Here is a 25279-nt window from a genome sequence, read left to right on the forward strand (position 1 = left end):
TGAATTATTAGAATTGGAAATAGATAAATTCTTGCTCGTTACCTGAAAAAATGAAGATGAAACTCCAGATAATCAAGTAGAAAGACCAACGGTACACTCTTTTGTTCATTCTCACTCGTAGCCCTTCTATGGCATATTCGTTTTCTCTCCCCATCCATTCTATAATCAAAAAGAAAATCAACAAAACAAAGATCATTGCCACCTTAAAACCTAAGTATCTATCAAACTCGGGTATGGTAAAAAGAGAACTCGAGAATATATCGGAGATATAGGTAAGTGCATGACCCAGATTTTCGGCTCTAAAGAAAATCCATGCCAGAACAGTCAATAAAAAGGTTGTTGACATGGCCCAAACCTCTTTAAGGGAAGGCAACAATTTGCCTTTTGCAACCACCTCTAGGTTGTTTCTATTGTTATTGGTCAACAGCAAGGGCAGAAAATAGATGGCGTTCAATGCCCCCCAAACTATAAAGGTCCAGTTGGCGCCATGCCAAAATCCGCTAACAATGAAAATGATAAAGGTGTTTCGGATTTTCATGGAAGTTCCTCCCCTACTTCCTCCCAAGGGAATATACAGGTAGTCCCTAAACCAAGTAGACAATGAAATATGCCACCTTCGCCAGAACTCGGCTATATCCCTTGAAAAATAGGGGTAGGCAAAATTTCGTTTTAAGTTGAACCCAAAAAGTCGAGCGGTACCAATGGCGATATCTGAATAACCAGAGAAATCTCCATAGATCTGAAAGGTGAAGAACAGTGCACCCAGAACAAGCATACTCCCCGAGTAGTTTTCTGAGCCATTAAAGATCATATTGGCAAACTCCGCACAATTATCCGCAATGACCACTTTCTTGAAAAGTCCCCAAAGTATCTGTCGTAAACCATCTACAGCTTTGTTATAATTGAACTGTCGTTTGACTGGAAATTGTGGTAAAAGGTTTGTAGCTCTCTCAATGGGCCCGGCCACCAGCTGCGGAAAAAAGCTAACAAATGCAGCAAAGGCTACAAAATCTTGCTCCGGTTCCAGTTTCCTTTTATAAACATCAATAGAATAACTCAATGTCTGAAAGGTGTAAAAGCTGATCCCCACTGGTAAAATGATGTTAAGAGAATTGGCGTTCAGCTCACTACCAAAAAAGGTGAATGCGGATACAAAGTTGTCCAAGAAGAAATTGTAGTATTTAAAGAAGCCCAAAAAGCCCAAGTTTACCAAAATACTGGTCCATAGAAGTGCCTTTCTGGTATTTAACTTTTCTTCCTTGACCAAGGCCCTCCCAATCAAATAATCGGCAACCGTACTGAAGATAATCAATGAAAGAAATCGCCAATCCCACCATCCATAGAACAAGTAACTCGATGCTAGGATCAATAGATTTTGGTGCTTTAGATTTCTATTGAAGACATACCAATAAAGTATAAACACCAATGGTAAGAAAATGGCAAATTCAAGTGAATTGAAGATCATAGTTGGTTATTTACATCCGTATTAAAGAAATACAAAACGTAATTTTAACATAATTTGTAAGTATTTTCTTATTTATGTTGTGTATCTAACATTAATGTATATGAAAATCCCAAGACACATAATTCTGATACTTGATCAATCAGGTTTATCCATAAAAAACTCTTGTTCTTTTCATGTGGAAAACACTTGCGCATAGTGGATCATATACAGATGCAGCAAAACATTAGACGACTTTTAATTTTTGTTAGGCATTGCTTTACAGTAGTTATTATATTATTTTATAGGATTTATCTTACAAAATAGATATCTTTAAACCATCCCCTACTTTCCCCCACAAACTTATTGGTGCTTCGCTGGCATTTAATAAACAGGTACTGTAAATAACCTCAAACACTATATATATGAAAAGTAAATTTTTACTCCTAGTCCCATTTTTATGGGCAATCAATTCTTTTTCGCAGAGTTGCAACTGTGATGTTACCTTATCGGGGCTTTCTTCAACCTCACTCAATCTTATTTGGGCATCACAGGTAACATATTCTCCAGGTGACACCATCTGTATTCCAGCTGGAAACTATGCCGGCATACGGTTTTATGACTTTGAAGGTACTGCTGCACAACCACTCACCATTAAAAACTGTGGGGGGAAAGTAGTATTGGACGAGAGTGTCTATACCGGAATCTCTTTTAAAAAGAGTAAGTTCATCAGATTGACCGGAACAGGAGATTCATCCCACACCTATGGCATAGAAATAGCCGGTACCGGAAGTCATGCGGTTGGCATCTATGTCGAAAATTTCAGCACGGATATTGAAATAGATCATGTTGAAATATCGTCTGCCGGATTTGCCGGAATCATGGCCAAAACAGATCCTTATTGCAATGACCCGGATACCTGGCGTGTGAACGGTTTTGTTCTGGAAAACCTCAACATTCACCATAATTACATTCATGATACCGGTGGTGAGGGTATTTATGTCGGCTTTACCGGGGGATATAAAATCAATTCAAATAGAAGTTGCAACGGCACCAAAATATTTGGGCATTGGCTTGAGAACGTGGACATCCATCATAACATTATAGAGGATGTGGATTGGGATGGCATTCAACTTAACTTAATCCGGGAAAATGGAAAAATAAGGGACAATTACATTAGTAATTATGGTCGCGACAATGTGTATTACCAAGATTTTGCCATGAGTATAGGTGGTGGAATCTATGAGGTATACAACAACACTATGATCAACGGATCCAGTGGTAATGGACAGGGAATCCAATTTATTAGCGCTGAAAGCGGAACCAAAGTTTACAACAATGTAATTGTGAGGCCAGATTTTCATGGAATTTTTATGCACAACAGACATGAATTTGATGATATCAATGAGGGGTACTACGTACTGAACAACACGATCATTGAGCCAGGCAATTCAGGTACTTTTTATAATACCAAAATCACGGAAACCAATGACCCGGCGAAATTGTACGCATCACAAGATGAAGTTCCCTCTTATTTTGTAAATAATTTGATTGTAGATCCAGGTAATGATTTTGAAGGAGGCAATACCTGGAAACAAAATCAGGAAAGTTATTTTGACTTTAACGACCGATCGGCACGTGACAGTTTGCTTTCCAATATTTATTCCAATATCATGACCCGCCAAATGGATACATTGGGTTTAACCGACATTTTAAATGATGATTATAGTCCCAGCTCACAAACCTCAGATGTTGTGGATGCAGGATCCAATGTCTCGTCTTGGGGCGTAACTTTTGATTTGGAAAATGATTCCCGACCCTCAGGGACCGCATTTGATATTGGAGCCTACGAATATCAGGTCTCTGGAGGAACTCCGCTGCGCGCTGCAATTCCCGATGAACCAGAATTGATTGATGTATTACCTGATAGGTTTGAATCGACGGTTTTTTATCCAAATCCGACAAAATCTGCATTCTATTTGAGGAATGATGCCATAGAAAATCCTATTATCCAACTTATCAATTTAGATGGAAAGATGATTTATGAAGGGAAGTATACCATGGGTACTCCTTTTAATGTTGAGAGTTACCGTTCTGGATTGTACTTTTTAAAAATAATATCCGGGGAAAGCTCAGAAACACATAGATTAATTATTAGATAGTCTTAAACAAAAAGCCCACCTTTAAAAAGGTGGGCTTTTTACTTTTATGAAATAAATCTTTCATATTCTGTCCGGACTGAGTATATAATTGGTTTTTGTAGCATTTAGAATATCGGTTACACTGGAATTTTGTCTGCCGATCAATGAGATTACCTTATTCTGTCTTACGGACTTTTGATATAATTTTTCAAAAAAATGTGCAGCTCCTGAATCTAGCACAGTAACTTTTTCCAAGCTTACCACAAAACTATCTTCTCGTTCCAAAATAGAATCAAAGTATGAGTTCAGCGCACCTACGTGCTGTGTGGTTACTTTTCCCAAAATTTCAAAAATTCCGTGCTTCTCCTTAATTTCCAATGACATATGCTAAAGATTTAATTGGTTATTCAATCGTCCTAACATTTTCATACAAGTGTTCATATATAGTAACGTAAAATAACTGTTAAATTGTAGTACTTTTCCTTCTTTTTTATAAAAGGTTCAATCGTTGCATCAATTCCGGCCTATTGGACCTACTGATTGGTATCACATTTCGCTCTATCAACACACTGTTATCTTGAATATCTATAATTTGCGTAAAATTTATGATGAACGACCGGTGTATTTGAAGAAATCTGGACTCTGGAAGTTTTTCCTTTATTTTTTTTAATGTGGAATGCACTCTGTAACGCTCTTTTTGAGTTTTTATCTCAATATAATCCCCTTGAGCCTCTATAATCTGAATATCCCTAAACTTCAGTTTGATCAATCGTCGGTCTATATTGATATACAAATCTTCATCCTCGTTCAATCCCATATTGGCCACTGTAGTTTCCGAACGTGATTTGTTGAAAGCGTTTTCCAACTTTGCCGCACATTTTTGAAAACGCTCTTGCGTTATTGGTTTCACCAAATAGTCCACTATAAACTCATAACCATAGGCTTCAATCGCAAAATCTTTGTCGGATGTTGTTAATACAATCATAGGTGGGTCTGTAGCCATTTCAATAAAATCAACTCCAGTGAGCTTTGGCATATGGATATCCAAAAAAATAAGGTCTACCGAGGTATGCTTCAAAAACTTTAATGCCTCCAAAGCATTGGGGAATTCTGCAACCACCTCCATATCAGGAATGGTTTTGCATAGTTCCATTACAATGGCCCTCGCACTTGATTCGTCATCTACTATAATACATCTCACTTTAGGCTATTTTTAAAATGAACTCCTCAACGGATTGCAATATTTCATGAAACTCATCTTTGAGCTTTGTATCTCCATACTTAAGATCCTCTTCGAACTTAACGGCAAGTTTGTACCCGTTTGTCAGTCCCAAAATCCCAAGTTTGTGTTTTATTTTGTGAACAATTTTTGCGGATTCCTCTAAATTTTCGGATTCCAAATGTTCCATATAATCCATTTTCTCTTTTGGAAATTCAGTTTGAATAATGGTCAAGAACTTCTTTTCAAAATCCTCATTACCTCCAGAAATCTCCTTTATATAATCAAGGTTTGGTGTTTCAGCCATCATAGTTATTTTTAATTGTAAAAAAGAAAGTGGTCCCCATATCTTCTTCGGAAGACAACCAGATATCCCCTTTGTAGTAGTTTATAATTTTCTTTACCAAGGCAAGGCCAATCCCCGTAGCTCCGGAGTTGTTTTCCAATTTTTTGAACATACCAAAAATTCCTGTCTGTAAATGTTTAGGTATTCCTTTTCCATTATCGGTGATGCTGAACAGCCATCCATCCTTCTCCTCTTTTACATCGATCATGATACAACCATCTGCCTTTTCCTCAGTTGCAGCTACGGCATTTGTAATCAAGTTTTTAAACAATTGTTCTATGCGATATTTACCTGTATACAATTTTGGAAGGTGCTTGCTCTTCTTTATAGTGACATTTGCAGGCACATAGATGGTTTGTTCTATTTCAGCAATGAGTTGATTAAGATCAACCGTAGATGCATTTTCCTGAATGGAATCTATGGTGGAATGTCTTAAAATACCGTCAATGAGACTGTCCATTTTGGACAGATTCTGAAAAATAAGCTGCACATTTTCCTTGCTTTGTTCCTTAAAGCCGTCATGTCCATCCTCAAACACCCAACTAACCAAAGAATGTACGTTACGGATAGGGGATTTTAGATCATGCGACACCATATGGGCATAATTGTTCAGCGATTCGTTTTGCTGTTCCAGATTTTTGAGCAGCATATCTTTTTCTGCGGTGATCTTGACCAATTTATGGGCCTGCTTTTCAATGTCCTCCACCAATTTTTGTGGATTAAACTCCAGTTTCCCATTTACACGGTCGCTAGTTTTGTCTTGCATGGAAGCGACAGCCCTGCTCAAGGACTCCAACACCTTTCGCTGGCTCTCTGCTTCCTTATTCAACCTTAAATTAGCGGCATACAATTCTTCTGAACTTAAAGACGTGGCCCGCTGAATCATTTTCAGTTTTTCATCAAAATCTGAATACGACTTGCTAACGGAATCAAAAAACACTTCCAACTCTGGATGCTTGGCCAATTCCTTGGGCAAAAACTTCTTTATTTGTCTTTTAAGCAGAGAATGCATCTATTCACTCAATAATGTTAAGGTCATGGTTTGATTATGCAATTGGCATTCATTTTTGCCGGCAAACGGTGCCATTTCTCCATAGGAATAGAATCCTGTTATTTTGGCTTGACCTCCGATAATATCGGCCACTTCTTCTATTTCATCCTCGGTTCGCTGATCAAGCACCAATTTTCTGCCTACGCAGCTTACCAATATGGCCAGTTCAGGTTTGCTTTTTCTATCCCTCATGGCCAATTCTGCTGCGTTGGAAGCGCCCTCGGCAATGTCATCCATTGTAGACATCATCAATTGCACTTTGGAATTTAACGGCATATCCCCTGCCAAAATCATGGAGTTGGCATCTTCATCAATGTTAAGAATGGTACGTACCAATGGCTCTGATTCATCATTTTGCTGAACCGTAAGCGGGTATAGCAAAGCTGCCTGCGGAAGCTCATCTGCTTTGTCTCCCAAGTATTTTTTATACAGATCAAGGGCAGGTTTTCCATCAATTTCATAGAGTACATTCCCTTCAGATTTAGTAATGGTCCTTTCTGGGCCAAAAGGCGTCCAACCCCCAAAATTGGCATAGGACACTTCCAAATCTTCACCATAAAACCCTATGGCAATAACTTCTCCTTGCTTCGGATTTTCATTATACGAAGTCAGTGTTTTTTCAAATCGAGCGCCATCTCCACACAAACCGCCCGTTATGGAAGCTTCAAATCCTTCAGCTGATTCAAGTCCATCGATAAGTCCACTACCGTTTACAAAACTACCATCGGAAACAATGAACATATGGTTCAATTCTTTGGCATTGAACTGATTTGAAATGGCCAATCCCATCTTTTCAATATCTACATAGTTGGACACATTTTCGCTTACAATTTCAAATTTTGTACGTTCAAACTCAATTGCCGTTACGGTAATGCTTTCTTCATATACATTGGTTTCCATAATCTCCCCGGAGGTAGACCCAAAAACCAGATGCCCGTCGGGGTATAGTTCTCTTACCTCATCATGTATTTTTTCCGATTCCAAGAGATATCTGTCACCAAATACCAACACCAATGGTTCTTTTAATGGTTGATTCTGAATGAATTCCCACTCACTCCCTTTAAAACGTCTTGCCTGATTTACTTTCATGTTTTCTTAGTTTTAGATTCTTTTTGTAATGTAAAATAGAAGGTTGTCCCTTCTCCAATCTCACTTTCCAGCCAAACTCTTCCGTGATATCTATCAATAATTTTTTTGACTATGGAAAGTCCGATCCCAGTGGAACGTTCATTGCTTCCAATGGACTGGAATATTTGAAAAATCTTTTGGTGGTATTCCTTTGGGATTCCAACTCCGTTATCTTTTATACTGAATTCCCAATGGGTTTTGTCTTCTTTATAGTCTATCTCCACCAATCCATCTTCTTTATCAATGTTCACAACGGCATTGCTCAAAAAGTTTTGAAACAGTTGATGGATTTTGGTTTTATCCGCCTTAATTGATGGCAATTTCTTTTTGGTCTTTATTTTTACATTTTCGGGGATGTAGATAATCTCTTCTATTTCTCGGATAACCTCATTGACATCCACACTTGTATTGTCCAAGGTATCGCTGTTCACCGTAGAGTATTTAAGAATGCCCGTAATCAATTTGTCCATTCCCTCTATTTTCTCTTGCATCATTTTAAGATTGTACCTGCCATTTTCATCCAAGGAATCCTTATAATCGTCATACATCCATGTGGCCAAGGCACTAACACTTCTCAAAGGGGATTTAAGATCATGGGACACAATATGTGCATATTCTTGCAAGCCTTTGTTGCTTGCCTCCAGCTCTTTTAAAAGGTTCTCTTTTTGAAGTTCAAGGTTTTTCTGAGCGGTAATATCCAGATGGATTCCAATAGAACCGATAACTTTTCCTGCATCATCATATCTTGGTGCCCCACTGATCAACCAAAATCGTTTTTCGCCATTTGCGACTTGCACCTCCACTTCATAGGAATCTGAAATCCCTTCTTTTCTTTTCTGGTTATGCAGGTCCAGTTTCTGCCTATCCTCATCTATAATGGTTATAGCTTCCTTTGCGTTTTTCCCGATTAAATCATCTGTTGATCTTCCGATCATATCACTAAAACTTTGGTTGACCATTAAGATATTTTCATCGTTGTCAACTTCAACAAGACCTAAATTCATATTGGCTATTATGCTACTGTATTTTTCTTTTTGTATTTCAAGGTTCTTTCGGTAGTTCTTTCTTAAGGTAACATCGTTGTAACTCCACAGATGCCCTTGATACTCGTCTTTATTGAACAATGGAATGTAATCCCTTTCAAAGGTCCTTCCATCCAACAACTCCATTTCATCTGCAGTGACCACCTCCTTTTTCCCAATTACTTGATCTATTCCTTTCATGGCCTCTTCAGGCTCCAAAAACATATGCTTGTACTTATGAATGGATTTTTCGCTATTGACACCCTTTAACACATCTGGTGAAACGGGAATACCGAACAAGTCACAAAATTTTTGGTTTGCCAAAACAATCTTCCGGTCCTGGTCTTCCAATAAAATTCCAGTTTGCAAATTTTTGATCAAGGTGGTCATACGTTCTTCGGAGGCCCTTATTTTTTCCTCTGAAATCTTTTCATGGGTAATGTCCTCGATCATGGCCACACTGTATTCAATGTCTCCGCTGGAATCTTTAAGGGAACTCATGGATGTTTTGCCATACAAAGTGTCCCCATTCTTTTTATAGAACTTTCGAACTATGGAAAATTTCTTGGTATCATCTTCCAAACTTTTTTGTACCAAGTCATCATATAGGTTGCTATCCTCCAGTGAGGATATATCATTAATTGATAATTTTTTAAGTTCCAGTTCTGAATATCCCAAAAGCTCCACAAAGGACTTGTTGGCCTTTATTATTTTGTCCTTTACAATCAACAAAATCCCCAAAGAGGAATTCTCAACAATAATGTCCTGTTGTTTTTTTTGGTTTTCCAAGAGATTGCGAATCTCAACTTCCTGAGTAATATCACGGATAACGCCTTGGGCAGCTATTGGGCTTCCACTTTCATTATAAATAAGGCTGGCATTGATGTTTACGTATTTCTCTCCAAGAGTTTTTGTTATGATTTTGGCTGAATAATTTTTGAGTATCCCCACCTGCATTAAGGTCTTGAATGATTCTGCCGTATACTCCACATAATCTGGATGCACAAGATTGGAAAGATTTACCTCTTCTTTTGTATGGTCATAACCCAAAAATTCCTTGGCCGAGGCATTCATATTGATCACATTGGTCATCATATCCATGACCACATAAGGATCTATAATGTTGATGAACGCACTGTCAATTCGGTTTCCTTTATTGTTCAGCAAAGTTTCTAAACGGCCATTGGCTTCCTTAAGATGGAGTGAGGCATCATACAACTCTTTAGCCTTGTTCTCCAAAAGGTGCTCGGCTGTTTTACGGGCCTTTTTTTCCCGTTCCAATGCACGTTTTAATATGGAAACTTGGTTATTATCCATTTTGGACGATAGCAAACCTGACCTCAGTGCCGTTTTCATTCAATAATTTGTAATCTACTTTTACCAATTTTTCGAAATGCTCAAACGTCTTTACTATCAGTCCATGAGCCAGGGCATACAATCCTCGTGAAGATGTATAGATCATTTCCAAGGAATTATCGGTCTTGGAAAGGATTTTAAATTGGGGGAGTTCAGCGTCAGGATATAGCTTTCTTACGTGTACATGTATATGATCCTCTATACAATTTAAAAGCCCGATCGGGCTTTTATAGCTGGCAACTACATCTGGATGGGCAGTAACAAGACCTTCAAACAAATAATATCCAAAAGAGTATAACAGATTTTGTTGGGATATGCCCGTGGTGTTGCTCAGTTCTGATATTAGACTGACCATCTCATTGAAGTCATATGTACCCACAGAAGTGTATGCCCCACCAGAAGGAAGATCACAGTTTTCAATTATGGAGTCGACAACCTCTAAACCATAGGTAGCCTCCACCATTTCCAAAAACTCGGTAAAAACAATTCCTTTCATAATAAGAATATTATGATTTAAAAGTAGGAATTGTACTACCTAATATTAAAAATTATGTTGTGAAATACCGATTTTTGTTAGCCTTTGATCAATTCGCTGATTTCCCAGTAGTCAAAAACCTTCTTAAGCTTGGACTCGTAATCCTCGTATTTTAAAGGTTTTATAATGTAGCCTGCGATTCCAATTTCAAAGCATTTTAATAAATCCACTCGGTTTTCGGATGTGGTTAAAATGATTGTTGGTAGATATTTGAGCCTTTCATCTGCTTTAATTGTAGATAGAAATTCTATCCCGCTCATTCTGGGCATGTTTAAGTCTAGAAGGATAATGTCTGGAAGTACGCCATCCTTTAAGATTTCCAAAGCTTCTTCTCCATTTTTAGCTTCGATAATCTTGTGCTTGGATTCAAACTTTGAAATTGCACGCTGCAATTTCATGGTCTCAATCATATCGTCTTCTATGAAAAGCACATTCATGGCACAATTAATTTAGGATACAAAATTTTAAAATTATCCTCAGAAAAGGACTACAAAATAGTTAAATCTGGGGAAACTGTCGACGAATGGTAAAAATGTTTCGGTGAAATCTAAGAGATTTTTCTTATCATTCCTTAAGAGATTCCAATTCACTCCTTAGTTTCTTTGTTAGACCAGACACCACCAACTCATAGGAATGGTCTACAAGTTTCTTAATCAAATCTGGAGCCAAGTGATCCAAAAAAAGTGTGTTCCAATGTTTTTTGCTCATATGGTAACCTGGGGTAATGACACCGTCGTACTCTTCCCTAAGTTCAATTGCCTTTTCAGGATCGCATTTTAAATTGCACTGTGGCGGCATCCTTTCCAAAGCAATCAACGCGTACATTTTTCCCATTACCTTGAATACCAATGTGTGTTCATCAAAAGGAAACTCTTCTGTTACTCCCTTTTTATTAAGGCAATACGTTCTAAGTTCTTCTACATTCATTGCTTAATGCCAAATGAGTCATACACTATTACTTTATCCCAAAGGTCCTTACATTCTTCTATAAAGGTCAAATGAGCCTCCTCGGTCTGATAGCCTTCTTGTGCTTCAGCCGATTCAAAAGTCACTATTAACGAATAGGTAAATGAACCATCAACCACATCCCTTGTGGCAACAGGCGGAGTACCAATAAAATTGGTTTTTGCAAATTTGGAGTGCTTCAAAAAGGTCTTTAGTGAGGTTTCAAACTTTGCCCTGTCCGTTTTATTATCTGGGTTCTTGAACCAAAAATAAACGGTATGGGCAAATGCCGGGTCAAAGGTTTTCATATCATCAGAAGTTTGTGCAAGTCCAGTTGTTGTTATTGCGCTTATCAACAATAAAGTAATAATTCTTGTTTTCATAATCCGTTATTCTTCCAAAGCTTGTTTTTCCCTATTTGTGATCTCCAACGCGGAGTAATCCAAAGTCCAGCCAATGGTCTCTACAATTTTCTCCACCAACAACACGGCCTGTAAGGCTTCTTTTCTAGCGGTCTGCATAAGGCCACTCTCTGGAATTTTTTGTTTGATATGTTCTTTAGCTTCCTGGTTCACTTTGGTGAGGTCTTCCGAAGAAAAACTATTGAACAACCCATTCTTTACATCATAATATTGTAGCTCGGGTTCAATGGAGAGCACTTCTGGTTCCGGAAAATTGGTTAGAACAATCCTTTTGTTTGTGTTGTCCGCTTTTAAACCAAGTTTTTGAAGGTCATATCCTATATGGGCCTTGGCCTTTACAATGACCAATGCTTTCTTCTTACTGCTCAAGAGGTTCATTAATCCACCCTTGGTATTCTCATAATGATAGATCTCCGCAAAATCCCCTTCAACTGAAATGAGCTTACAAACGCTTTTAATTTTGTCCAACAACACTGTGGATTGTTGCTTGGTCTGCTCTTTGTTCTTTTTCTTTCGAAAAAAGGAGAACACCCAATACATGAGTATCGCTCCAAGAACAAGTCCTAAGAAAGCTTCCAATATACTATCCATATCCGTCCACTAATTTATACATTAAATTGTTCTAGATGATGGTTCAAATGATAGATTGCCAATCGTTCCCATTTCTCCTTGGTTAAATTTCCAAAATATGGATGTGGTGCAAATTCGTGATTTATTGGCAATTGCATAAATTCAAGAATGAACTTTTTCAATGTTTCCTTGTCTTCTTCAAAATCGGTGGGTTTTGTTCCATTTCCTTCAACCTGCCCAAAGCCTTTTGGGGTTTGAACTGTTTTTCCCTGTCTTGCAGCGGCTTTGATCTCATTGGGATCCACATTTCCATATTCCAAAGCTTTTTTTGCTCCCATTGCCATCCTAAAAAAATCCGTACAATGACATATCATTTGATGAGCGTTCATTTTTCCGAAGGAAGGTTCCTGTTCTATGGTCAGCTCCTCAATTCGCAAAAAGAATTCTTGCATTACCTCTTCAGTGAATATCTCGGACATATCTTGAACTATTTGATTGAATCATTTAATAATTTCAAACAAAACCGGTCTACTGGGGCTGGCATCATTTTCAAAAGGTGCTACCTGAAGATTCAAAAAGTAACAACCATCCTCAATCGTATTCGGCACATAGATAAACTCAGTAATAGTTGCTTTGGTTCTTGGTTTCCCGGTGGTGTTCCAAAAGGCATTATGAGACAACAGTACTCCTTCATCTTTTTCCTTATCCACAGACGGTAGATCCACCAACAAATGGTCAATTCCTTTTTCAACAAGATATTTAGCGGCCTCCTCCAAAAGATAGGGCGGGTTCGAATTTGAATATTGCCGGGAAAGTTTGTCCTTAAGGTTTGGAATGGTCCGTATGACCAATGCATCCCTTTTTTTGTTGCCCAAAGCATATTTCAATTGTTTATCCGATATCACGAAATCTTCCCCTCTTTTTTCTGGTGCAACGGTAATCACTTCCGCCAAGAAAAAGAACTGTTTCAGGTTCTGATTTATGGAATGGAAATCCTCAGTAATATGACCCAAACATTCGGTATGTGTCACATGCGAATGGGGGTTGAACCAAATATCATTGAAGTTTACCGGTGCTCCTTCGGATACCTTTCCAATAAAATCCCCCTCCTGATGTGCTTGGATGGTGGGCGGGTTTAAATACCAAGCATTGACATTATTTTTTCCTCCCTGAAGTGGAATAGAAAGATCCAAAGGCTTGGATAAATCTATTTTATGGTTTCTGGAGTTATATTTTATGGTGGCAATCATGATTCCAAGTTAACCATAAAAAGGTCTGATGCAATTCCATCCACCAAAAACTTTCCTTTTTGGGTGGCCAACAATTTCCCCTCCTCCAAGTACAACAAGTTTTGGTCTAAATATTTTTTTGAGTGCTCAAGTAAATAGTTGGAATGAGGTTTTCCAAAATCACTTTCAACCTTTTGTAGCGAAACACCCCAAATAGTTCTCAAACCCGTCATTACATATTCGTTGTACCTATCCGTCAAAGACAGAGTCTCAACCTCCATGGGCAGGGTTCCGCTTTCCAATGCTTTAATATATTTTATGTTGTTTCTAATGTTCCAACTTCTATTTTTTCCGTCGAAAGAGTGTGCCGAAGGACCTATACCCATATATTTCTTTCCCTGCCAATACGAAGTATTGTTCTTGGAAAAGTAGCCAGATTTTCCAAAATTGGAAATCTCATAGTTTACAAATCCATTTTTCTCCAAAACCGTAACCAGGATATTGAACTGTTCCTGAGCCTGTTCATCATCTACGTCTGGAACCTTCCCATTTTCAATAAATTTTTTGAGAGCTGTTTTGGGTTCAACCGTCAAGGCATAGCTTGAGATGTGCGGTAGGTCAAAGGACAATGCTGTTTCAATGTTACTTTTCCATCGATTGTTGTCCATTCCAGGAATGCCATAAATCAAATCGATGGTGATATTGTCAAAATACTTTTTGGCCTCTCTGATACAATCTTCGGCCTCATAGGCATTATGGACACGATTCATCAACTTTAAATCCTCATCATAAAAAGATTGGATGCCAATACTTAGTCGATTAATTGGACTTTGGGACAGTTGGGTTATTCGATTCTTGGATAAATCATCTGGATTGGCCTCAAGGGTAATTTCAGGATTACCCGTTACTTCGTAATTGTCATATACTGTATTGATTAGACCTTCTATTTCCGAAGTTTCCAAGACAGAAGGCGTTCCTCCTCCGAAATATATGGTTTCAACGACTTCAGACTGAAACTTATCTTTACGTAGTTCAAGTTCTTTTTGAAGTGCCAATAACATGGCTTCTTTCTTTCCCAGTTGTGTGGAAAAATGAAAATCGCAATAATGACAAGCTTGTTTGCAAAACGGCACATGAATATATATTCCTGCCATTTATTTCACTTTTTTAGGATTTTGTTTCACAAAAGCCTCCCATCCGGTATAATGTTTACCTACCTCAACCCTACCTTCATTATAAAAATGGCAAACCGCCGCAGCAAGTCCATCGGTGCTATCCAAATTTTTGGGAAGTGATTTTAGCTTCAAAACACTCTGAAGCATTTTAGCCACCTGTTCCTTACTTGCGTTTCCGTTTCCGGTAATGGCCATTTTTATCTTTTTGGGCATATATTCCGTAATGGGAACTTGTCTGGAAAGTCCAGCTGCCATAGCAACGCCCTGAGCACGTCCCAATTTGAGCATGGACTGCACATTTTTTCCATAAAATGGAGCTTCAATGGCAATCTCATCGGGATGGTACGTGTCGATGAGTTCTACGGTCCGTTCAAAAATAAGTTTAAGCTTCGTATAAGGATCTTCGTATTTTCTGAGCATCAGTTCATTCATCTGCACAAAGTGCATTTGTTTGTTGACCACTTTGATGATTCCAAAACCCATGATCGTTGTTCCAGGGTCGATTCCTAAAATGATTTTCTCTGCCAAATTATCATCGTGTATTTAGTACCAGTGGGAGACGAAACCTAAGACTCACTGGCATTCCTCTTTTTAGTGCTGGAGCAACAGTTAAATCTACCAATCTCTCTGAAATTTGTTCATTAAAATCAGCTATTTCATTTAATATCGTTTGCTTTTCTTCAATTTCCAGAATGGAGATAAAACCATGTTCGTCCACTTTAAAATCAATATAAAGGGTGTCTTCCAAATCGTTCTCCACTTCAAAAGATAGGCTGTCTAATGTATCAGCAGCTATTTGTAACATTTTGTTCTGAAAACATTCTCTTTGAATCTGTTTGGAAACAGTTTCGTCGCAACCGTCAAAAAGCGGGTATTGATCTACATCATTCCAGTCTATGGCCAAAAGTTCTTCATCAACTTTCTTTTTGGTCTGTTCTTCTTTGGACGTGAAAAGCTCACATGATGTAAACAAACCCAAAAATGACAACAATATAAGCTTCCGCATACAGCCCCAAATATTTGGCTGAAATTACGATTTTTTGAACGAATTATTTCTGGGCAAAGTGTATTTCCTCTTTTAATTCGGACACGCGTTTTTCGGCTCTTTCTTTAATGAATGGCATTACATTTTTAAAGTCGTTAAGCAATTTTTCATAGTAGCGAAGTTTGGTTTGGGGGTCTTTATAATATTCATCGGCCAAAACACAAACTTGATAATAACTAAAGTAATTTGTTTTATTCTCCTCCCAAGCCTTGGTATAATTGTCCAAAGACTCTTTTAATTGGTTTTGCAATCGCGCTATACGACCAAGACTAGCATATTCCTTATCAAAAATATATCTGCGCTCCTTTATGGATTTCTTAAAATAGACTTTGGCGCTATCCAATTGTTGTTCTTTGAAAAAAACCTCCCCCAAGCCAAAGTATGCATCAGCTTCAAAGTTTGGTATTTGTCCAAGATGATGATAATACTTCTTAGCTTTTTCAAAATCCCAGTCTTTAAAACAAGCATAGCCCAGTTTTTTATACACAAAAGGTTTTGTTTCTCCAAGTTCCAACAAGCGTTCAAATAGCGGTATTGCTTCTGCAAAGTATCCATTGTTAAAATGAGCCAACGCTTTTAAGTTGATAAGGGCGGGATCATTTGGAGCTGACTTTAACCCCAAATCCAAAATTTTATGTGCTTCGGTAGGCAACTCTGCTCCCACATAATATTTCCCCAAAAGATAAATACTGCGAAGGTGGGTACTGTCCAATTCCACAGCTTTCTTCAAAGCCTTGTTCCCATTTTCACTCGCTCCTTGCTTTTGCAATGCACTCCCCAGATAAAAATAGAACTCAGGATTGTCGGAGCCATTTTTAGTTAATCCTTCAAATATTTTTTGTGATGCTTCCCATTGCTTGGTTTTAGTATAAAGCTTCCCCAATTCAAATTTTGCAAGAACCTGATCTTGATTTTTGCCAATAACGTCCAAGTATTGGGCAATGGCCTTTTCATTATTGCCTATAGCGGTATAGGCTCGAGCAATCTGAAGGCTGGATTTTTCATCTCCAATGCCTGCATACGTATTAATGGCCTCAACATAGTTGCCCAATAGGTACAGACTATCGGCAACCGCAAAAGCCGAAGACTGTGCTCCGGCTTTAACACCAATAATTATACTAAAAAGAAGAAAAGCAAGTTGCTTCAACATCCACTTCTTTAAAATTATCTCTTTACCAAATTACCTTTATCAGAAATGGTAAAGCTTACTTTGGACATTCCTTTAAATTGAAATGTAACCACATCTCCTATATCCACTTTCATTCCATATTCCCCATCAAAGTTGGTCACTGCACTTGAATTAGTCCCTTCAATAGTTATATTCACACCTGGTAAAGCTCTTGAGCCTCCCATAACCTTACCATTAAGAATACCATTTTCATCGACCTTTCCGGTTACAATCAAACTATTAGGATTTCCTATCTTGGCAACAGCTTGACCTGAATCACCTTGTAGCTTAAAGGTAATTGGAATACTAAATGGAACTTCCACCGCTTGCCCTTTTTGCTTTCCCGGTTGCATTTTGGGCAACTTGTCGATTATTCGCTTTGCTTCGTCTTCCAATAATTTATGTGGGCCCCGTTTTCTAAAATTCGTAATGGATCCATCCTTCGAGATAACAAATATCACATTGACCCTTCCTTGAATACCTTGCTCATGTGCTTCTTTGGGATATCTAAAATTTTTACGGATATGCTCCTGCATTTTTTCCTGAAAGCATCTTTTCTTATCAATGGCATCTTCACAACCAGGAAAGATGGGAACTTCTTCAATTACAGCAAATGGAACAGCAATTTCCTTATTGATGTCGGATGGTTTCTTCACCAAAGAAGTATTATTTTTTGCAACATTTTTTGTGGTGCCGCAAGAGGTGTAAAATAACATCCCCACTACCATGGGCAACAACAAAGCATACTTAAATTGATATATGGCCTTTGACTTTTCTTTTGTCAACATGACGATTCGTTTTTTGATTAATGATTTTTTATAAAATTGATTCACCAAACTGAAATTTTGGTTTTGAAATACTTCTGAGAGCAGCAGTTCATATTGACTTTTCTTACCTGCTTTGGATGCTTGTGCATCCGCAATAAATTCATGGAGCTCCGAAATACGCAGTTGATACAAATACACCATAGGATTAAACCAAAAAACAATACGCATAAGCTCAAAAAACATCAAATCCAAAGAATGTCTTTGCTTAACATGCACCATTTCATGTTCAAGAATACTCTCTTGTTTTGCAAGTGGTATATCGGCACCCATAAATACATTTCTAAAAAAAGAAAAAGCTTGTTTACTCTTGGGAACAATAACCTTGGTGAAGTCTTTCTCCCAAGAAACCACTCCTTTTTCTTTGAGTTTGTAAATATGATTCAATTTTGCTGCCAACCAGATGGTCATTATCATGGCTCCAGCCCCAAGAAATATATAACCCCAATTGATATCTTCCCAAAATCCATTCTGCGATTTATTAGTGGACAAAACAACCTCATCCAATTGCCAGAAAAACTGCTGATATTGAACTAGATTTTCGGGAATGGCAGTTTTAAAAGCCTCAAGTTTTATCCAAGGGAGGAACATGGAAAGTACAAAAGTGCCCAAAAGATAAATTCGGTTCCACTGAAAAAAGGTTTCCTTTTTCAAGAACAGATCATATACCAATAAAAAGACCAATTGAATGGTCACGCATTCTAAAATATAGGTGATCATTTTTCCTCGTTTTTAATTTTCTGCATAATCTCTTCCAATTCATTTAAGCTGATATCGTTCTTCTTCATAAAAAACGACACCATACTTTTAAAAGAACCCTGAAAGTAGCCATCCACCAATTTTGATATGGACTGATTGCTGTACTCCTCCTTTTTCACCAATGGAAAATATACGTGCCCCTTGCCTACCTTTTCATGATCCACAAACCCCTTGTCCTCTAAAATTCGAATAATGGTAGATACCGTGTTATATGCCGGCTTGGGTTCAGGCAATTCTTGAAGTAGTGCAGCTACGTTGGCTTTTTCCAACTGCCATAGCAATTGCATTACTTCCTCTTCCGCTTTTGTCAACTGTTTCATTTCAAACTAAGTTTTTAGTTCAACTTCAATGCAAATATAACTAAAAATCTAGTTTAAACTAATTTTTTAGTTTAAAATTAATTCCCCCTTGTTTCTTCTGTAACAAATCCCTGTTACATTTGTCTAATAGGAAATTGAATCATGGACATAGTACTCCTTATTATTGGGTTTCTTTTGATGTTGGTCGGTATCCTGGGTAGTTTTCTTCCCGTATTGCCTGGGCCTCCTATTAGTTGGGTTGGTCTACTACTGCTCTACATGACCAAAGCTGTGCCTGATAATTGGTGGATTTTGGGTGGAACCTTGATTCTTGCCCTAGGTGTGACTGTTTTGGATTATGTGATTCCCGCTGCGGGAACTAAAAAATTTGGTGGCAGCAAAGCTGGTATGTGGGGAACCATTGTTGGTCTTCTAGTAGCCATCTTTTTTCCAATATTTGGTCCTTTCGGCATCATCATTTGGCCTTTTGTGGGTGCGTTGGTAGGAGAATTGATGAACAAGGCTGATCAAAAAACCGCTATGAAGGCAGCTCTTGGTTCCTTTATTGGTTTCTTGACCGGTACTTTTATGAAGTTTGTGCTAACGTTTTTCTATTTAATATTTTTTATCATCGTTGCTATCAAATATGCTGCGGAGCTGAACCCATTTTAAGCTTGCGCATAGTCATAATCGACCTATTTTTTAATTCGTAGTAAATCCAAAAAGTTTGAGTTAGAAATCAGAAAGTCGTCCAAAAAGGCTTTTGCTTTGCAAAAACGTCTGGACGATGCGGAATTGAAAACTTTTTAAGGATTTCAAGAAATAAAAAATCAGTCTAGATTTTTTGGATACTTTTTCATCAATGGAAAAAGTATCATGTAACCACTATAATAAAGATTCCCGCCTTCACGGGAATGACAAGATGAATATCACTCTAACCACTCTACTTTTTCTTCAATGGGTTTGCGTTCCACCAAAGGTGGCTCCTCATCATAATATCCCATATAGAAAAAACCAAGGCATTTTTCACCTTCCTCCATATCGATGAACTCATCCATATATTTGGTTAGGCCGGGAGAGCTCCAATAACACCCAATCCCCATTTCGGCACAACACAACCACATATTCTGAACCGCCATCGCGGTAGCCGCAACTTCTTCCCATTCCGGTAAACTCTCATTCGGGTCTCGTTGCATACAGATTGCAATCATGGCCCCTGCCCGTTTTGGGTTTTCCAATAACCTCTTTACTTTAATCTGTTTGGGTTTAGGCTCGGTTTCCATATACTTATAGGAAAGAAACATACCCAACTTAGCTTTAGATTCTCCCATCAGTACCTTAAAACGCCATGGCTCGGTTTTTTTATGGGTTGGGGCCCAATTGGCTGCCTCCAATAATTGCTGAATGGTTTCTTTTTCAATAGGCTTGTCATTGTATTGAGCGGGAAAAATGCTTCTTCTATTCTTTATTAAATCAAATATCATATCAATGTTCAACTTCAATAATTCTTACTAGCCTGCTCTTAAAAATCCTTTTTCAGTAAAGAACTGTAAATCTAAAAGGTTTCCAAGTTTTTAAATATTTTTCTGAATATTTTGTGTTTCGTTGTATAACTGGCTCCACTTCCAATATTTTAAACTCCAATTCAGTAATAAAACTCAAAAGCTCTTTTTTATGGTCCTCTGACTGTTTTCTTTTTATATGACTATTTCCATTATAACTAAGGCTCCAAATTTTATCTTTGCAATCTTTCAACCCTTCCTTTCCTCGATAAAAAAAAGTATTGGTATTTTCAATTATGCTCTTGATTGTCTCATCATCCACTTTCGGCTTTTTAAACCCTCTGTTCATATAATTAATAAACATATTACTATAAGTTATTGCATCATTTATATCATCTTTGAATGCATTCACTTTGGAGTTTATGGAATTATATTTTGAAACAAATACACTGTATTTTTGATTTTCAATCAATTCATTATTTTCTCTTATTTCTTCCCGTATATGTTTGTTGGCAATTCCAAACCTTTTAATTCTTTGTATACTTTTTTCAATTTGCCTGACTTTGCCCAATTCATTAATTTGTTTGATAGAGTCTTTATATGAAAAATCACCTTCTATATTCAACTTTGAAAAATCTTTAGCAGCAAACTCAAAGTGGGTGATTGGGTTATTCAAAAATTGCCAAAGTGGATCAAATGGCACATGAGTATAAATAAATTCTCTAGGAGAAATCAAAAAGTATTCGTCCGAAAAGTCATGGACATATTCTCCTTTATCATTTAAATATCCAGCCGCAGCAGTATTATCAATAAAAAAATAATCATTCCTAATTTGAACGGCATTCCAGGCATGGTTTAAATCAGATATTTGACTACTACCTTCCTCTCTAGTATATCCAGAAATAACATAAGACTTAACCCCTATTGATTTACATAAATGATAAAAAAGCTGTGCATAATGTCCGCAAATTCCTTTTCTAGAATTTATTGTCTCTTGAACCATCTCATCATAAGAACCATATCCGACAACATTATTAATCTGATTCAAATCATATTTAATGTTATGGGTTATCCAGATATGAAGTGCTCTTACTTTCTCATCCGTATGTTCAAGTTTATCTGTAAGAAAATGTGATATTTCATCTATCGTCGTTAATGAATCAGGAATTCTTCTTGATACCTTGTCAATTTCTTCGTATTTGTTTTTTCCTTCGACAGTTGAAGTCATCAGAAGTATTGAAACTAATAAAATAAACTGCTTTAGCATTTAATGCATTCCTTTAAGTATACTCAAAAATACACTTTGTAAACTTTTTGAACTTATCCCTTCAAAAGTAAATCAATACAGTTTTGCAATGCTGGGTTTCGATTATCCTCCTTCCACACCATGGACAAAATAGCGCGTTGTTTTATTTTTTTTAGTTCGATGAACTTCACGTTCATCTGAAAACCATATTGCAGTGCAGTTGGAACAATGGCAATCCCAAGTTTATTTTCCACAAGCTTGAAAATAGTCTGTGCGTGCACCGACTTATGGGAAACATTGGGTGTAAAACCTCCATCTTCACAAATGCTCATTACCGTATCAAAATAGAGCGGACTGTAATCCTGGGAAAACAAAATAAAATCATCTTCGGAGACTTGATGAATCCCTTTAAACCCTTTTTCATCCAAGGGATAGTCTTGAGGCAATACCAAAGAAAAAGTATCCACAAAAACTGGCTTGATTTTTAATCCTTTGGGAACACGCGACAACCGAACAAAGCCTAGATCCAATTTATCCCTTAAAATAGCACTGATTTGAGCCTTATTTGAAAGTTCATCCAAACTGGTATGAACCAATGGATACTTCTTTTTCATGTTCAACAACAGTTTGGGCACTACATTTTGCATAGCTGAACCTAAAAACCCAATCCGGATTTCACCCGAATGTCCATCACCAATGAGTTTTAGCTGTTTTTGGGTTTGCTCCAAATGGTTTAAGATAAATTCCACCTCCCCCTTTAAAAATTCTCCGGCAGGAGTTAAACTCACCTTCTTTTTATCACGCACAAAAAGTTGTGTCTGCAAAATCCCTTCCATCTGCTTGATCTGCGTACTCAACCCAGGCTGTGAGATAAACAGTTTTTCGGCTGCTTTTCTATAGTGTAACTCTTCGGCCACAGCCAAAAAATAGACAAAGTGTCGTAATTCTATTTGATAATTCATACTTATTAAATATTACAAAAATAAGTATTGGTAATTATTAAAAAGACAAAGTACCTTTATATTTCAAAATAAAGACCATGCAGCTACCCAAAACATTTCATTTTGGCGAAGACCATTTAACCGCAGGCATTGCCATTGGTATTTCAAAAGGAGAGATAAAAGGTGTTTTATCCAATTCATGCCTAGAGAAAATAAAGGCAAGTCAAGACCGGGTTCAAAATATCGTTGAAAAAGGAGAAACCGTCTACGGAATCAACACAGGATTTGGTCCTTTATGCAATACTAAAATTTCCAAAGAAGACACAAAAATTCTACAATCCAATATTTTACAGAGTCATAGTGTTGGAGTGGGCAAGCCAATAGCGGAAACGTTATCCAAACTAATGCTCATCTTAAAAATCCATGCTCTGGCTAAGGGATATTCAGGTATAGCTGTATCCACTATCCAAAGAATGCTATGGCATGTTGATCATGACGCCATTCCCGTGGTTCCCTCTCAGGGTTCGGTAGGTGCTTCTGGAGACTTGGCTCCCCTCTCTCATTTGTTTTTGCCGCTTATTGGTTTGGGAAAGGTTAATTACGAAGGAAAGACAATCACCACGGAAGAATTGTTCCAAAAAACAGGGCTCAAATCTTTGGAACTTGGCCCCAAAGAAGGATTGGCACTGATTAATGGCACTCAATTTATTGCGGCACACGGAGTTTTGGTAGTTCAAAAACTGCAACACTGTTTACGACAAGCAGATATCGTTGGAGCGATGATGTTGGAAGGACTCCAAGGTTCTATCAAACCATTTTTTGAAGAATTACATGCCCTCCGCCCTTTCAAAGGGAATCAACATGTGGCCGGAAGAATCCGGACTTTGGTGCAGGGTTCAGAAATTTTAGAAGACCATATTGATTGCGAACGAGTGCAGGACCCATATTCGCTTCGCTGCATTCCACAAGTGCATGGTGCCTCTAGAAACGCATGGCTACATCTAAAAGAATTATTGGAAGTAGAACTGAATTCAGTAACGGACAATCCAGTCATCATCAATGATGACCTCACCATTAGCGGTGGCAACTTCCACGGACAACCTTTGGCCATGGCCTTGGATTATGCCGCTCTGGCCGCATCCGAATTGGGAAATATCTCCGACCGAAGAATCTATTTAGCCCTTGAGGGCAATAGTCCCGGAGTCCCTAAATTGTTGATGGAAGATACCGGAATCAATTCGGGTTATATGATTTTACAATATACCTCAGCAGCATTGGCCAGTGAGAACAAAAGCCTCTGTTTCCCTGCAAGTGCAGACAGTATTCCCACCTCATTGGGACAGGAGGACCATGTAAGTATGGGATCTATAAGTGGCCGAAAAGCACTTCAAATTATTGAAAATGTCGAAAAAATATTGGCCATTGAACTGCTCACGGCTTCCCAAGCATTTGAATATAGAAAACCTTTAAAATCTGGTGTGGTATTGGATGAAATCCATAAATTCATTCGAACCAAAGTTCCTTTTGCCGAGAGTGACCGGGTTTTTGCTGATGATATTGAAAAAGGAATCCATATGATCCAACAAGGAGAAATCATTGGTTTGGTTGAAAAAACCATGAAGGACAAAAACCTTCAATGGAATGCGCCGCATCTAACAGAATTTGAAACATATTAATCCATGAGCAAACCCATATTAATAGGTCCATTTACCCAAGTATTGCCCATGGTGGGCTTGCCTTTAAAAGGTGCTTTGTCCGATGAGCAATTGACCGTCATCGAAAATGGTGGAATCTTGGTTTCCGAAGGAAAAATCCAGAAAGTTGGGCTTTTTGAAGATTTAAAATCCGATGATGTAGACATTCACCATATTAAAGGAGAGCAGGTTTGCCTACCTGGGTTTGTGGATGCCCATACTCATATCTGTTTTGATGGTACCCGGGCAAGGGATTATGCCATGCGAAATGCCGGGATTTCTTATTTGGAAATTGCAAAAGCTGGTGGCGGAATCTGGGATACTGTGACCCAAACTCGAAAAGCTACACAAGAAGAGCTGGTTGAGGGAATTCTACAACGAAGTCAAAAACATTTACAGAATGGAATCACCACTATCGAGGTGAAAAGTGGTTATGGTCTTTCTCTGGAACAGGAACTAAAAATGCTAAGGGCCATTAAACAGGCCAATGAAAAAACCGAGGCAGATTTAATCGCTACTTGTTTGGCTGCCCATATCAAACCTAAAGATTGGAACGGTGACAAAACCTATTTGGAAGAAATGACCTCCACTCTTTTTCCCATAATCAAATCGGAAAATTTGGCAAATCGGGTGGATGCCTTTGTTGAAGAAAGTGCATTTTTTCCGGAAGAAATTGCCCCGTACTTTCAGAAAGCAAAGGAAATGGGCTTTGACATTACCGTTCATGCCGATCAATTTACTACTGGAGGCAGCGAAGTTGCGGTACAGTTTGGTGCCGTTAGCGCTGACCATCTGGAAGCCAGCACCAAAAAAGAAATCCAACTTTTGGCAAAGAGCAATGTCATTTCCATGGCTTTGCCTGGGGCTTCTATCGGATTGGGATGTGCTTATACCCCAGTTCGTAAAATTTTAGATGCCGGTGGGGCTGTGGCTATTGCCAGTGACCATAATCCAGGATCAGCTCCCATGGGTGATTTGCTCACACAAGCAAGCATTTTGGGAACGTTTGAAAAACTATCAAATGCCGAAGTTTTATCCGGAATTACCTTCAGGGCAAGTGCTGCTTTAAGATTGACGGACAGAGGAGTATTGCAAACCGGAGCCCAGGCTGATTTTGCGACTTTCCCCACCAATAACTATCAAGAAATCACCTATCACCAAGGACAGCTAAAGCCAAATGCAGTTTGGAAAAATGGAAAGCAAGTCTTTAAAAATGATTGA

27 protein-coding genes are annotated in these 25279 nt (G+C 38.1%); 4 read left to right on the forward strand and 23 right to left on the reverse strand.

Annotated elements, in window-relative coordinates; translation table 11 throughout:
- Positions 1–7: 7 nt before the first annotated feature.
- Positions 8–1465: an MBOAT family O-acyltransferase gene (locus ACOQO1_RS11115; protein ID WP_420602945.1), complete on the reverse strand. Its 1458-nt coding sequence runs from the start codon at positions 1463–1465 to the stop codon at positions 8–10.
- Between the two features lie 401 nt (positions 1466–1866).
- Between ACOQO1_RS11115 and ACOQO1_RS11120 the strand changes: the two genes are divergently transcribed.
- Positions 1867–3603 (forward strand): T9SS type A sorting domain-containing protein, encoded by a 1737-nt coding sequence (locus tag ACOQO1_RS11120; RefSeq protein ID WP_420602946.1) that lies wholly within the window; start codon positions 1867–1869, stop codon positions 3601–3603.
- A gap of 60 nt (positions 3604–3663) precedes the next feature.
- Here ACOQO1_RS11120 and ACOQO1_RS11125 read toward each other — a convergent pair whose 3' ends face one another.
- The 19 genes from ACOQO1_RS11125 to ACOQO1_RS11215 all read right to left on the reverse strand — a co-directional run bounded on the left by ACOQO1_RS11125 (position 3664) and on the right by ACOQO1_RS11215 (position 18696).
- Complete coding sequence (locus ACOQO1_RS11125) at positions 3664–3966, reverse strand: STAS domain-containing protein (protein ID WP_420602947.1); 303 nt, start codon at positions 3964–3966, stop codon at positions 3664–3666.
- A gap of 106 nt (positions 3967–4072) precedes the next feature.
- Entirely contained in the window at positions 4073–4783 is a 711-nt protein-coding gene (locus ACOQO1_RS11130; RefSeq protein WP_420602948.1) for a LytR/AlgR family response regulator transcription factor, read from the reverse strand.
- A 1-nt stretch (position 4784) separates the two neighbouring features.
- Entirely contained in the window at positions 4785–5111 is a 327-nt protein-coding gene (locus tag ACOQO1_RS11135) for an Hpt domain-containing protein (RefSeq protein WP_420602949.1), read from the reverse strand.
- Positions 5101–6159: a sensor histidine kinase gene (locus ACOQO1_RS11140; protein ID WP_420602950.1), complete on the reverse strand. Its 1059-nt coding sequence runs from the start codon at positions 6157–6159 to the stop codon at positions 5101–5103. The genes ACOQO1_RS11135 and ACOQO1_RS11140 overlap by 11 nt, the downstream gene beginning before the upstream one ends.
- A complete protein-coding gene (locus ACOQO1_RS11145) occupies positions 6160–7287 on the reverse strand; it encodes an FIST signal transduction protein (RefSeq protein ID WP_420602951.1) in 1128 nt (375 codons plus the stop codon).
- Positions 7284–9665 carry a PAS domain-containing sensor histidine kinase gene (locus ACOQO1_RS11150; RefSeq protein WP_420602952.1) on the reverse strand — a complete coding sequence of 794 codons (2382 nt, stop codon included), beginning with the start codon at positions 9663–9665 and terminating at the stop codon, positions 7284–7286. Before ACOQO1_RS11150 ends, ACOQO1_RS11145 begins: the two co-directional genes overlap by 4 nt.
- Positions 9658–10200, reverse strand: a complete 543-nt coding sequence (locus tag ACOQO1_RS11155; RefSeq protein WP_420602953.1) for a heme NO-binding domain-containing protein — start codon at positions 10198–10200, stop codon at positions 9658–9660. Before ACOQO1_RS11155 ends, ACOQO1_RS11150 begins: the two co-directional genes overlap by 8 nt.
- A gap of 77 nt (positions 10201–10277) precedes the next feature.
- Positions 10278–10676, reverse strand: coding sequence for a response regulator (locus ACOQO1_RS11160; RefSeq protein ID WP_420602954.1), 399 nt, complete (start codon positions 10674–10676; stop codon positions 10278–10280).
- 127 nt (positions 10677–10803) lie between these two features.
- Positions 10804–11166: an MmcQ/YjbR family DNA-binding protein gene (locus ACOQO1_RS11165; protein WP_420602955.1), complete on the reverse strand. Its 363-nt coding sequence runs from the start codon at positions 11164–11166 to the stop codon at positions 10804–10806.
- Positions 11163–11567: a Dabb family protein gene (locus ACOQO1_RS11170; protein WP_420602956.1), complete on the reverse strand. Its 405-nt coding sequence runs from the start codon at positions 11565–11567 to the stop codon at positions 11163–11165. Before ACOQO1_RS11170 ends, ACOQO1_RS11165 begins: the two co-directional genes overlap by 4 nt.
- Positions 11568–11573: 6 nt before the next feature.
- Positions 11574–12197 carry a DUF4230 domain-containing protein gene (locus ACOQO1_RS11175; RefSeq protein ID WP_420602957.1) on the reverse strand — a complete coding sequence of 208 codons (624 nt, stop codon included), beginning with the start codon at positions 12195–12197 and terminating at the stop codon, positions 11574–11576.
- 14 nt (positions 12198–12211) lie between these two features.
- Positions 12212–12655 (reverse strand): DUF1569 domain-containing protein, encoded by a 444-nt coding sequence (locus ACOQO1_RS11180; protein ID WP_420602958.1) that lies wholly within the window; start codon positions 12653–12655, stop codon positions 12212–12214.
- A 21-nt stretch (positions 12656–12676) separates the two neighbouring features.
- The gene (locus ACOQO1_RS11185) at positions 12677–13426 is read right to left on the reverse strand and encodes a cyclase family protein (protein ID WP_420602959.1); all 750 of its coding nucleotides are present in this window, start codon (positions 13424–13426) and stop codon (positions 12677–12679) included.
- The gene (gene hemW, locus ACOQO1_RS11190; RefSeq protein WP_420602960.1) at positions 13423–14559 is read right to left on the reverse strand and encodes a radical SAM family heme chaperone HemW; all 1137 of its coding nucleotides are present in this window, start codon (positions 14557–14559) and stop codon (positions 13423–13425) included. Before hemW ends, ACOQO1_RS11185 begins: the two co-directional genes overlap by 4 nt.
- Entirely contained in the window at positions 14560–15108 is a 549-nt protein-coding gene (gene ruvC / locus ACOQO1_RS11195; RefSeq protein WP_420602961.1) for a crossover junction endodeoxyribonuclease RuvC, read from the reverse strand. It lies immediately after the preceding gene.
- A gap of 4 nt (positions 15109–15112) precedes the next feature.
- Positions 15113–15586, reverse strand: coding sequence for a hypothetical protein (locus ACOQO1_RS11200; RefSeq protein ID WP_420602962.1), 474 nt, complete (start codon positions 15584–15586; stop codon positions 15113–15115).
- A 43-nt stretch (positions 15587–15629) separates the two neighbouring features.
- The gene (locus ACOQO1_RS11205; protein WP_420602963.1) at positions 15630–16775 is read right to left on the reverse strand and encodes a tetratricopeptide repeat protein; all 1146 of its coding nucleotides are present in this window, start codon (positions 16773–16775) and stop codon (positions 15630–15632) included.
- A gap of 14 nt (positions 16776–16789) precedes the next feature.
- On the reverse strand, positions 16790–18337 hold the full coding sequence (locus ACOQO1_RS11210; RefSeq protein WP_420602964.1) for a TonB family protein: 1548 nt from the start codon (positions 18335–18337) through the stop codon (positions 16790–16792).
- On the reverse strand, positions 18334–18696 hold the full coding sequence (locus ACOQO1_RS11215) for a BlaI/MecI/CopY family transcriptional regulator (protein ID WP_420602965.1): 363 nt from the start codon (positions 18694–18696) through the stop codon (positions 18334–18336). The genes ACOQO1_RS11210 and ACOQO1_RS11215 overlap by 4 nt, the downstream gene beginning before the upstream one ends.
- Before the next feature lie 141 nt (positions 18697–18837).
- On the opposite strand from ACOQO1_RS11215, the gene ACOQO1_RS11220 reads away from it, so the two are divergent.
- Positions 18838–19347 carry a DUF456 domain-containing protein gene (locus ACOQO1_RS11220; RefSeq protein ID WP_420602966.1) on the forward strand — a complete coding sequence of 170 codons (510 nt, stop codon included), beginning with the start codon at positions 18838–18840 and terminating at the stop codon, positions 19345–19347.
- 257 nt (positions 19348–19604) lie between these two features.
- Here ACOQO1_RS11220 and ACOQO1_RS11225 read toward each other — a convergent pair whose 3' ends face one another.
- The 3 genes from ACOQO1_RS11225 to ACOQO1_RS11235 are packed head-to-tail and all read right to left on the reverse strand — an operon-like array spanning position 19605 to position 22385.
- Positions 19605–20159 carry a nitroreductase family protein gene (locus tag ACOQO1_RS11225; protein WP_420602967.1) on the reverse strand — a complete coding sequence of 185 codons (555 nt, stop codon included), beginning with the start codon at positions 20157–20159 and terminating at the stop codon, positions 19605–19607.
- A 52-nt stretch (positions 20160–20211) separates the two neighbouring features.
- Positions 20212–21444, reverse strand: a complete 1233-nt coding sequence (locus tag ACOQO1_RS11230) for a transglutaminase domain-containing protein (protein WP_420602968.1) — start codon at positions 21442–21444, stop codon at positions 20212–20214.
- 53 nt (positions 21445–21497) lie between these two features.
- Positions 21498–22385 (reverse strand): LysR family transcriptional regulator, encoded by an 888-nt coding sequence (locus ACOQO1_RS11235; RefSeq protein ID WP_420602969.1) that lies wholly within the window; start codon positions 22383–22385, stop codon positions 21498–21500.
- A gap of 77 nt (positions 22386–22462) precedes the next feature.
- Between ACOQO1_RS11235 and hutH the strand changes: the two genes are divergently transcribed.
- A complete protein-coding gene (gene hutH, locus ACOQO1_RS11240) occupies positions 22463–24040 on the forward strand; it encodes a histidine ammonia-lyase (RefSeq protein WP_420602970.1) in 1578 nt (525 codons plus the stop codon).
- Between the two features lie 3 nt (positions 24041–24043).
- Positions 24044–25279 carry an imidazolonepropionase gene (hutI, locus tag ACOQO1_RS11245; protein WP_420602971.1) on the forward strand — a complete coding sequence of 412 codons (1236 nt, stop codon included), beginning with the start codon at positions 24044–24046 and terminating at the stop codon, positions 25277–25279.

It is taken from the genome of Flagellimonas sp., assembly GCF_965222555.1.
Taxonomy (GTDB): Bacteria; Bacteroidota; Bacteroidia; order Flavobacteriales; family Flavobacteriaceae; genus Flagellimonas.

Bases quoted from the DNA above. Each gene is read 5' to 3' on its own strand.
- ACOQO1_RS11125 (WP_420602947.1), bottom strand. From the start codon at position 3,966: ATGTCATTGGAAATTAAGGAGAAGCACGGAATTTTTGAAATTTTGGGA.
- ACOQO1_RS11225 (WP_420602967.1), bottom strand. From the start codon at position 20,159: ATGATATTTGATTTAATAAAGAATAGAAGAAGCATTTTTCCCGCTCAA.
- ACOQO1_RS11235 (WP_420602969.1), bottom strand. From the start codon at position 22,385: ATGAATTATCAAATAGAATTACGACACTTTGTCTATTTTTTGGCTGTG.
- ACOQO1_RS11230 (WP_420602968.1), bottom strand. From the start codon at position 21,444: ATGCTAAAGCAGTTTATTTTATTAGTTTCAATACTTCTGATGACTTCA.
- ACOQO1_RS11200 (WP_420602962.1), bottom strand. From the start codon at position 15,586: ATGCGGAAGCTTATATTGTTGTCATTTTTGGGTTTGTTTACATCATGT.
- ACOQO1_RS11160 (WP_420602954.1), bottom strand. From the start codon at position 10,676: ATGAATGTGCTTTTCATAGAAGACGATATGATTGAGACCATGAAATTG.
- ACOQO1_RS11155 (WP_420602953.1), bottom strand. From the start codon at position 10,200: ATGAAAGGAATTGTTTTTACCGAGTTTTTGGAAATGGTGGAGGCTACC.
- ACOQO1_RS11165 (WP_420602955.1), bottom strand. From the start codon at position 11,166: ATGAATGTAGAAGAACTTAGAACGTATTGCCTTAATAAAAAGGGAGTA.
- hutH (WP_420602970.1), top strand. From the start codon at position 22,463: ATGCAGCTACCCAAAACATTTCATTTTGGCGAAGACCATTTAACCGCA.
- ACOQO1_RS11150 (WP_420602952.1), bottom strand. From the start codon at position 9,665: ATGGATAATAACCAAGTTTCCATATTAAAACGTGCATTGGAACGGGAA.
- ACOQO1_RS11170 (WP_420602956.1), bottom strand. From the start codon at position 11,567: ATGAAAACAAGAATTATTACTTTATTGTTGATAAGCGCAATAACAACA.
- ACOQO1_RS11140 (WP_420602950.1), bottom strand. From the start codon at position 6,159: ATGCATTCTCTGCTTAAAAGACAAATAAAGAAGTTTTTGCCCAAGGAA.
- hemW (WP_420602960.1), bottom strand. From the start codon at position 14,559: ATGGCAGGAATATATATTCATGTGCCGTTTTGCAAACAAGCTTGTCAT.
- ACOQO1_RS11220 (WP_420602966.1), top strand. From the start codon at position 18,838: ATGGACATAGTACTCCTTATTATTGGGTTTCTTTTGATGTTGGTCGGT.
- ACOQO1_RS11120 (WP_420602946.1), top strand. From the start codon at position 1,867: ATGAAAAGTAAATTTTTACTCCTAGTCCCATTTTTATGGGCAATCAAT.
- ACOQO1_RS11135 (WP_420602949.1), bottom strand. From the start codon at position 5,111: ATGATGGCTGAAACACCAAACCTTGATTATATAAAGGAGATTTCTGGA.
- ACOQO1_RS11210 (WP_420602964.1), bottom strand. From the start codon at position 18,337: ATGATCACCTATATTTTAGAATGCGTGACCATTCAATTGGTCTTTTTA.
- ACOQO1_RS11180 (WP_420602958.1), bottom strand. From the start codon at position 12,655: ATGTCCGAGATATTCACTGAAGAGGTAATGCAAGAATTCTTTTTGCGA.
- ACOQO1_RS11175 (WP_420602957.1), bottom strand. From the start codon at position 12,197: ATGGATAGTATATTGGAAGCTTTCTTAGGACTTGTTCTTGGAGCGATA.
- ACOQO1_RS11145 (WP_420602951.1), bottom strand. From the start codon at position 7,287: ATGAAAGTAAATCAGGCAAGACGTTTTAAAGGGAGTGAGTGGGAATTC.
- ACOQO1_RS11205 (WP_420602963.1), bottom strand. From the start codon at position 16,775: ATGTTGAAGCAACTTGCTTTTCTTCTTTTTAGTATAATTATTGGTGTT.
- hutI (WP_420602971.1), top strand. From the start codon at position 24,044: ATGAGCAAACCCATATTAATAGGTCCATTTACCCAAGTATTGCCCATG.
- ACOQO1_RS11185 (WP_420602959.1), bottom strand. From the start codon at position 13,426: ATGATTGCCACCATAAAATATAACTCCAGAAACCATAAAATAGATTTA.
- ACOQO1_RS11115 (WP_420602945.1), bottom strand. From the start codon at position 1,465: ATGATCTTCAATTCACTTGAATTTGCCATTTTCTTACCATTGGTGTTT.
- ACOQO1_RS11215 (WP_420602965.1), bottom strand. From the start codon at position 18,696: ATGAAACAGTTGACAAAAGCGGAAGAGGAAGTAATGCAATTGCTATGG.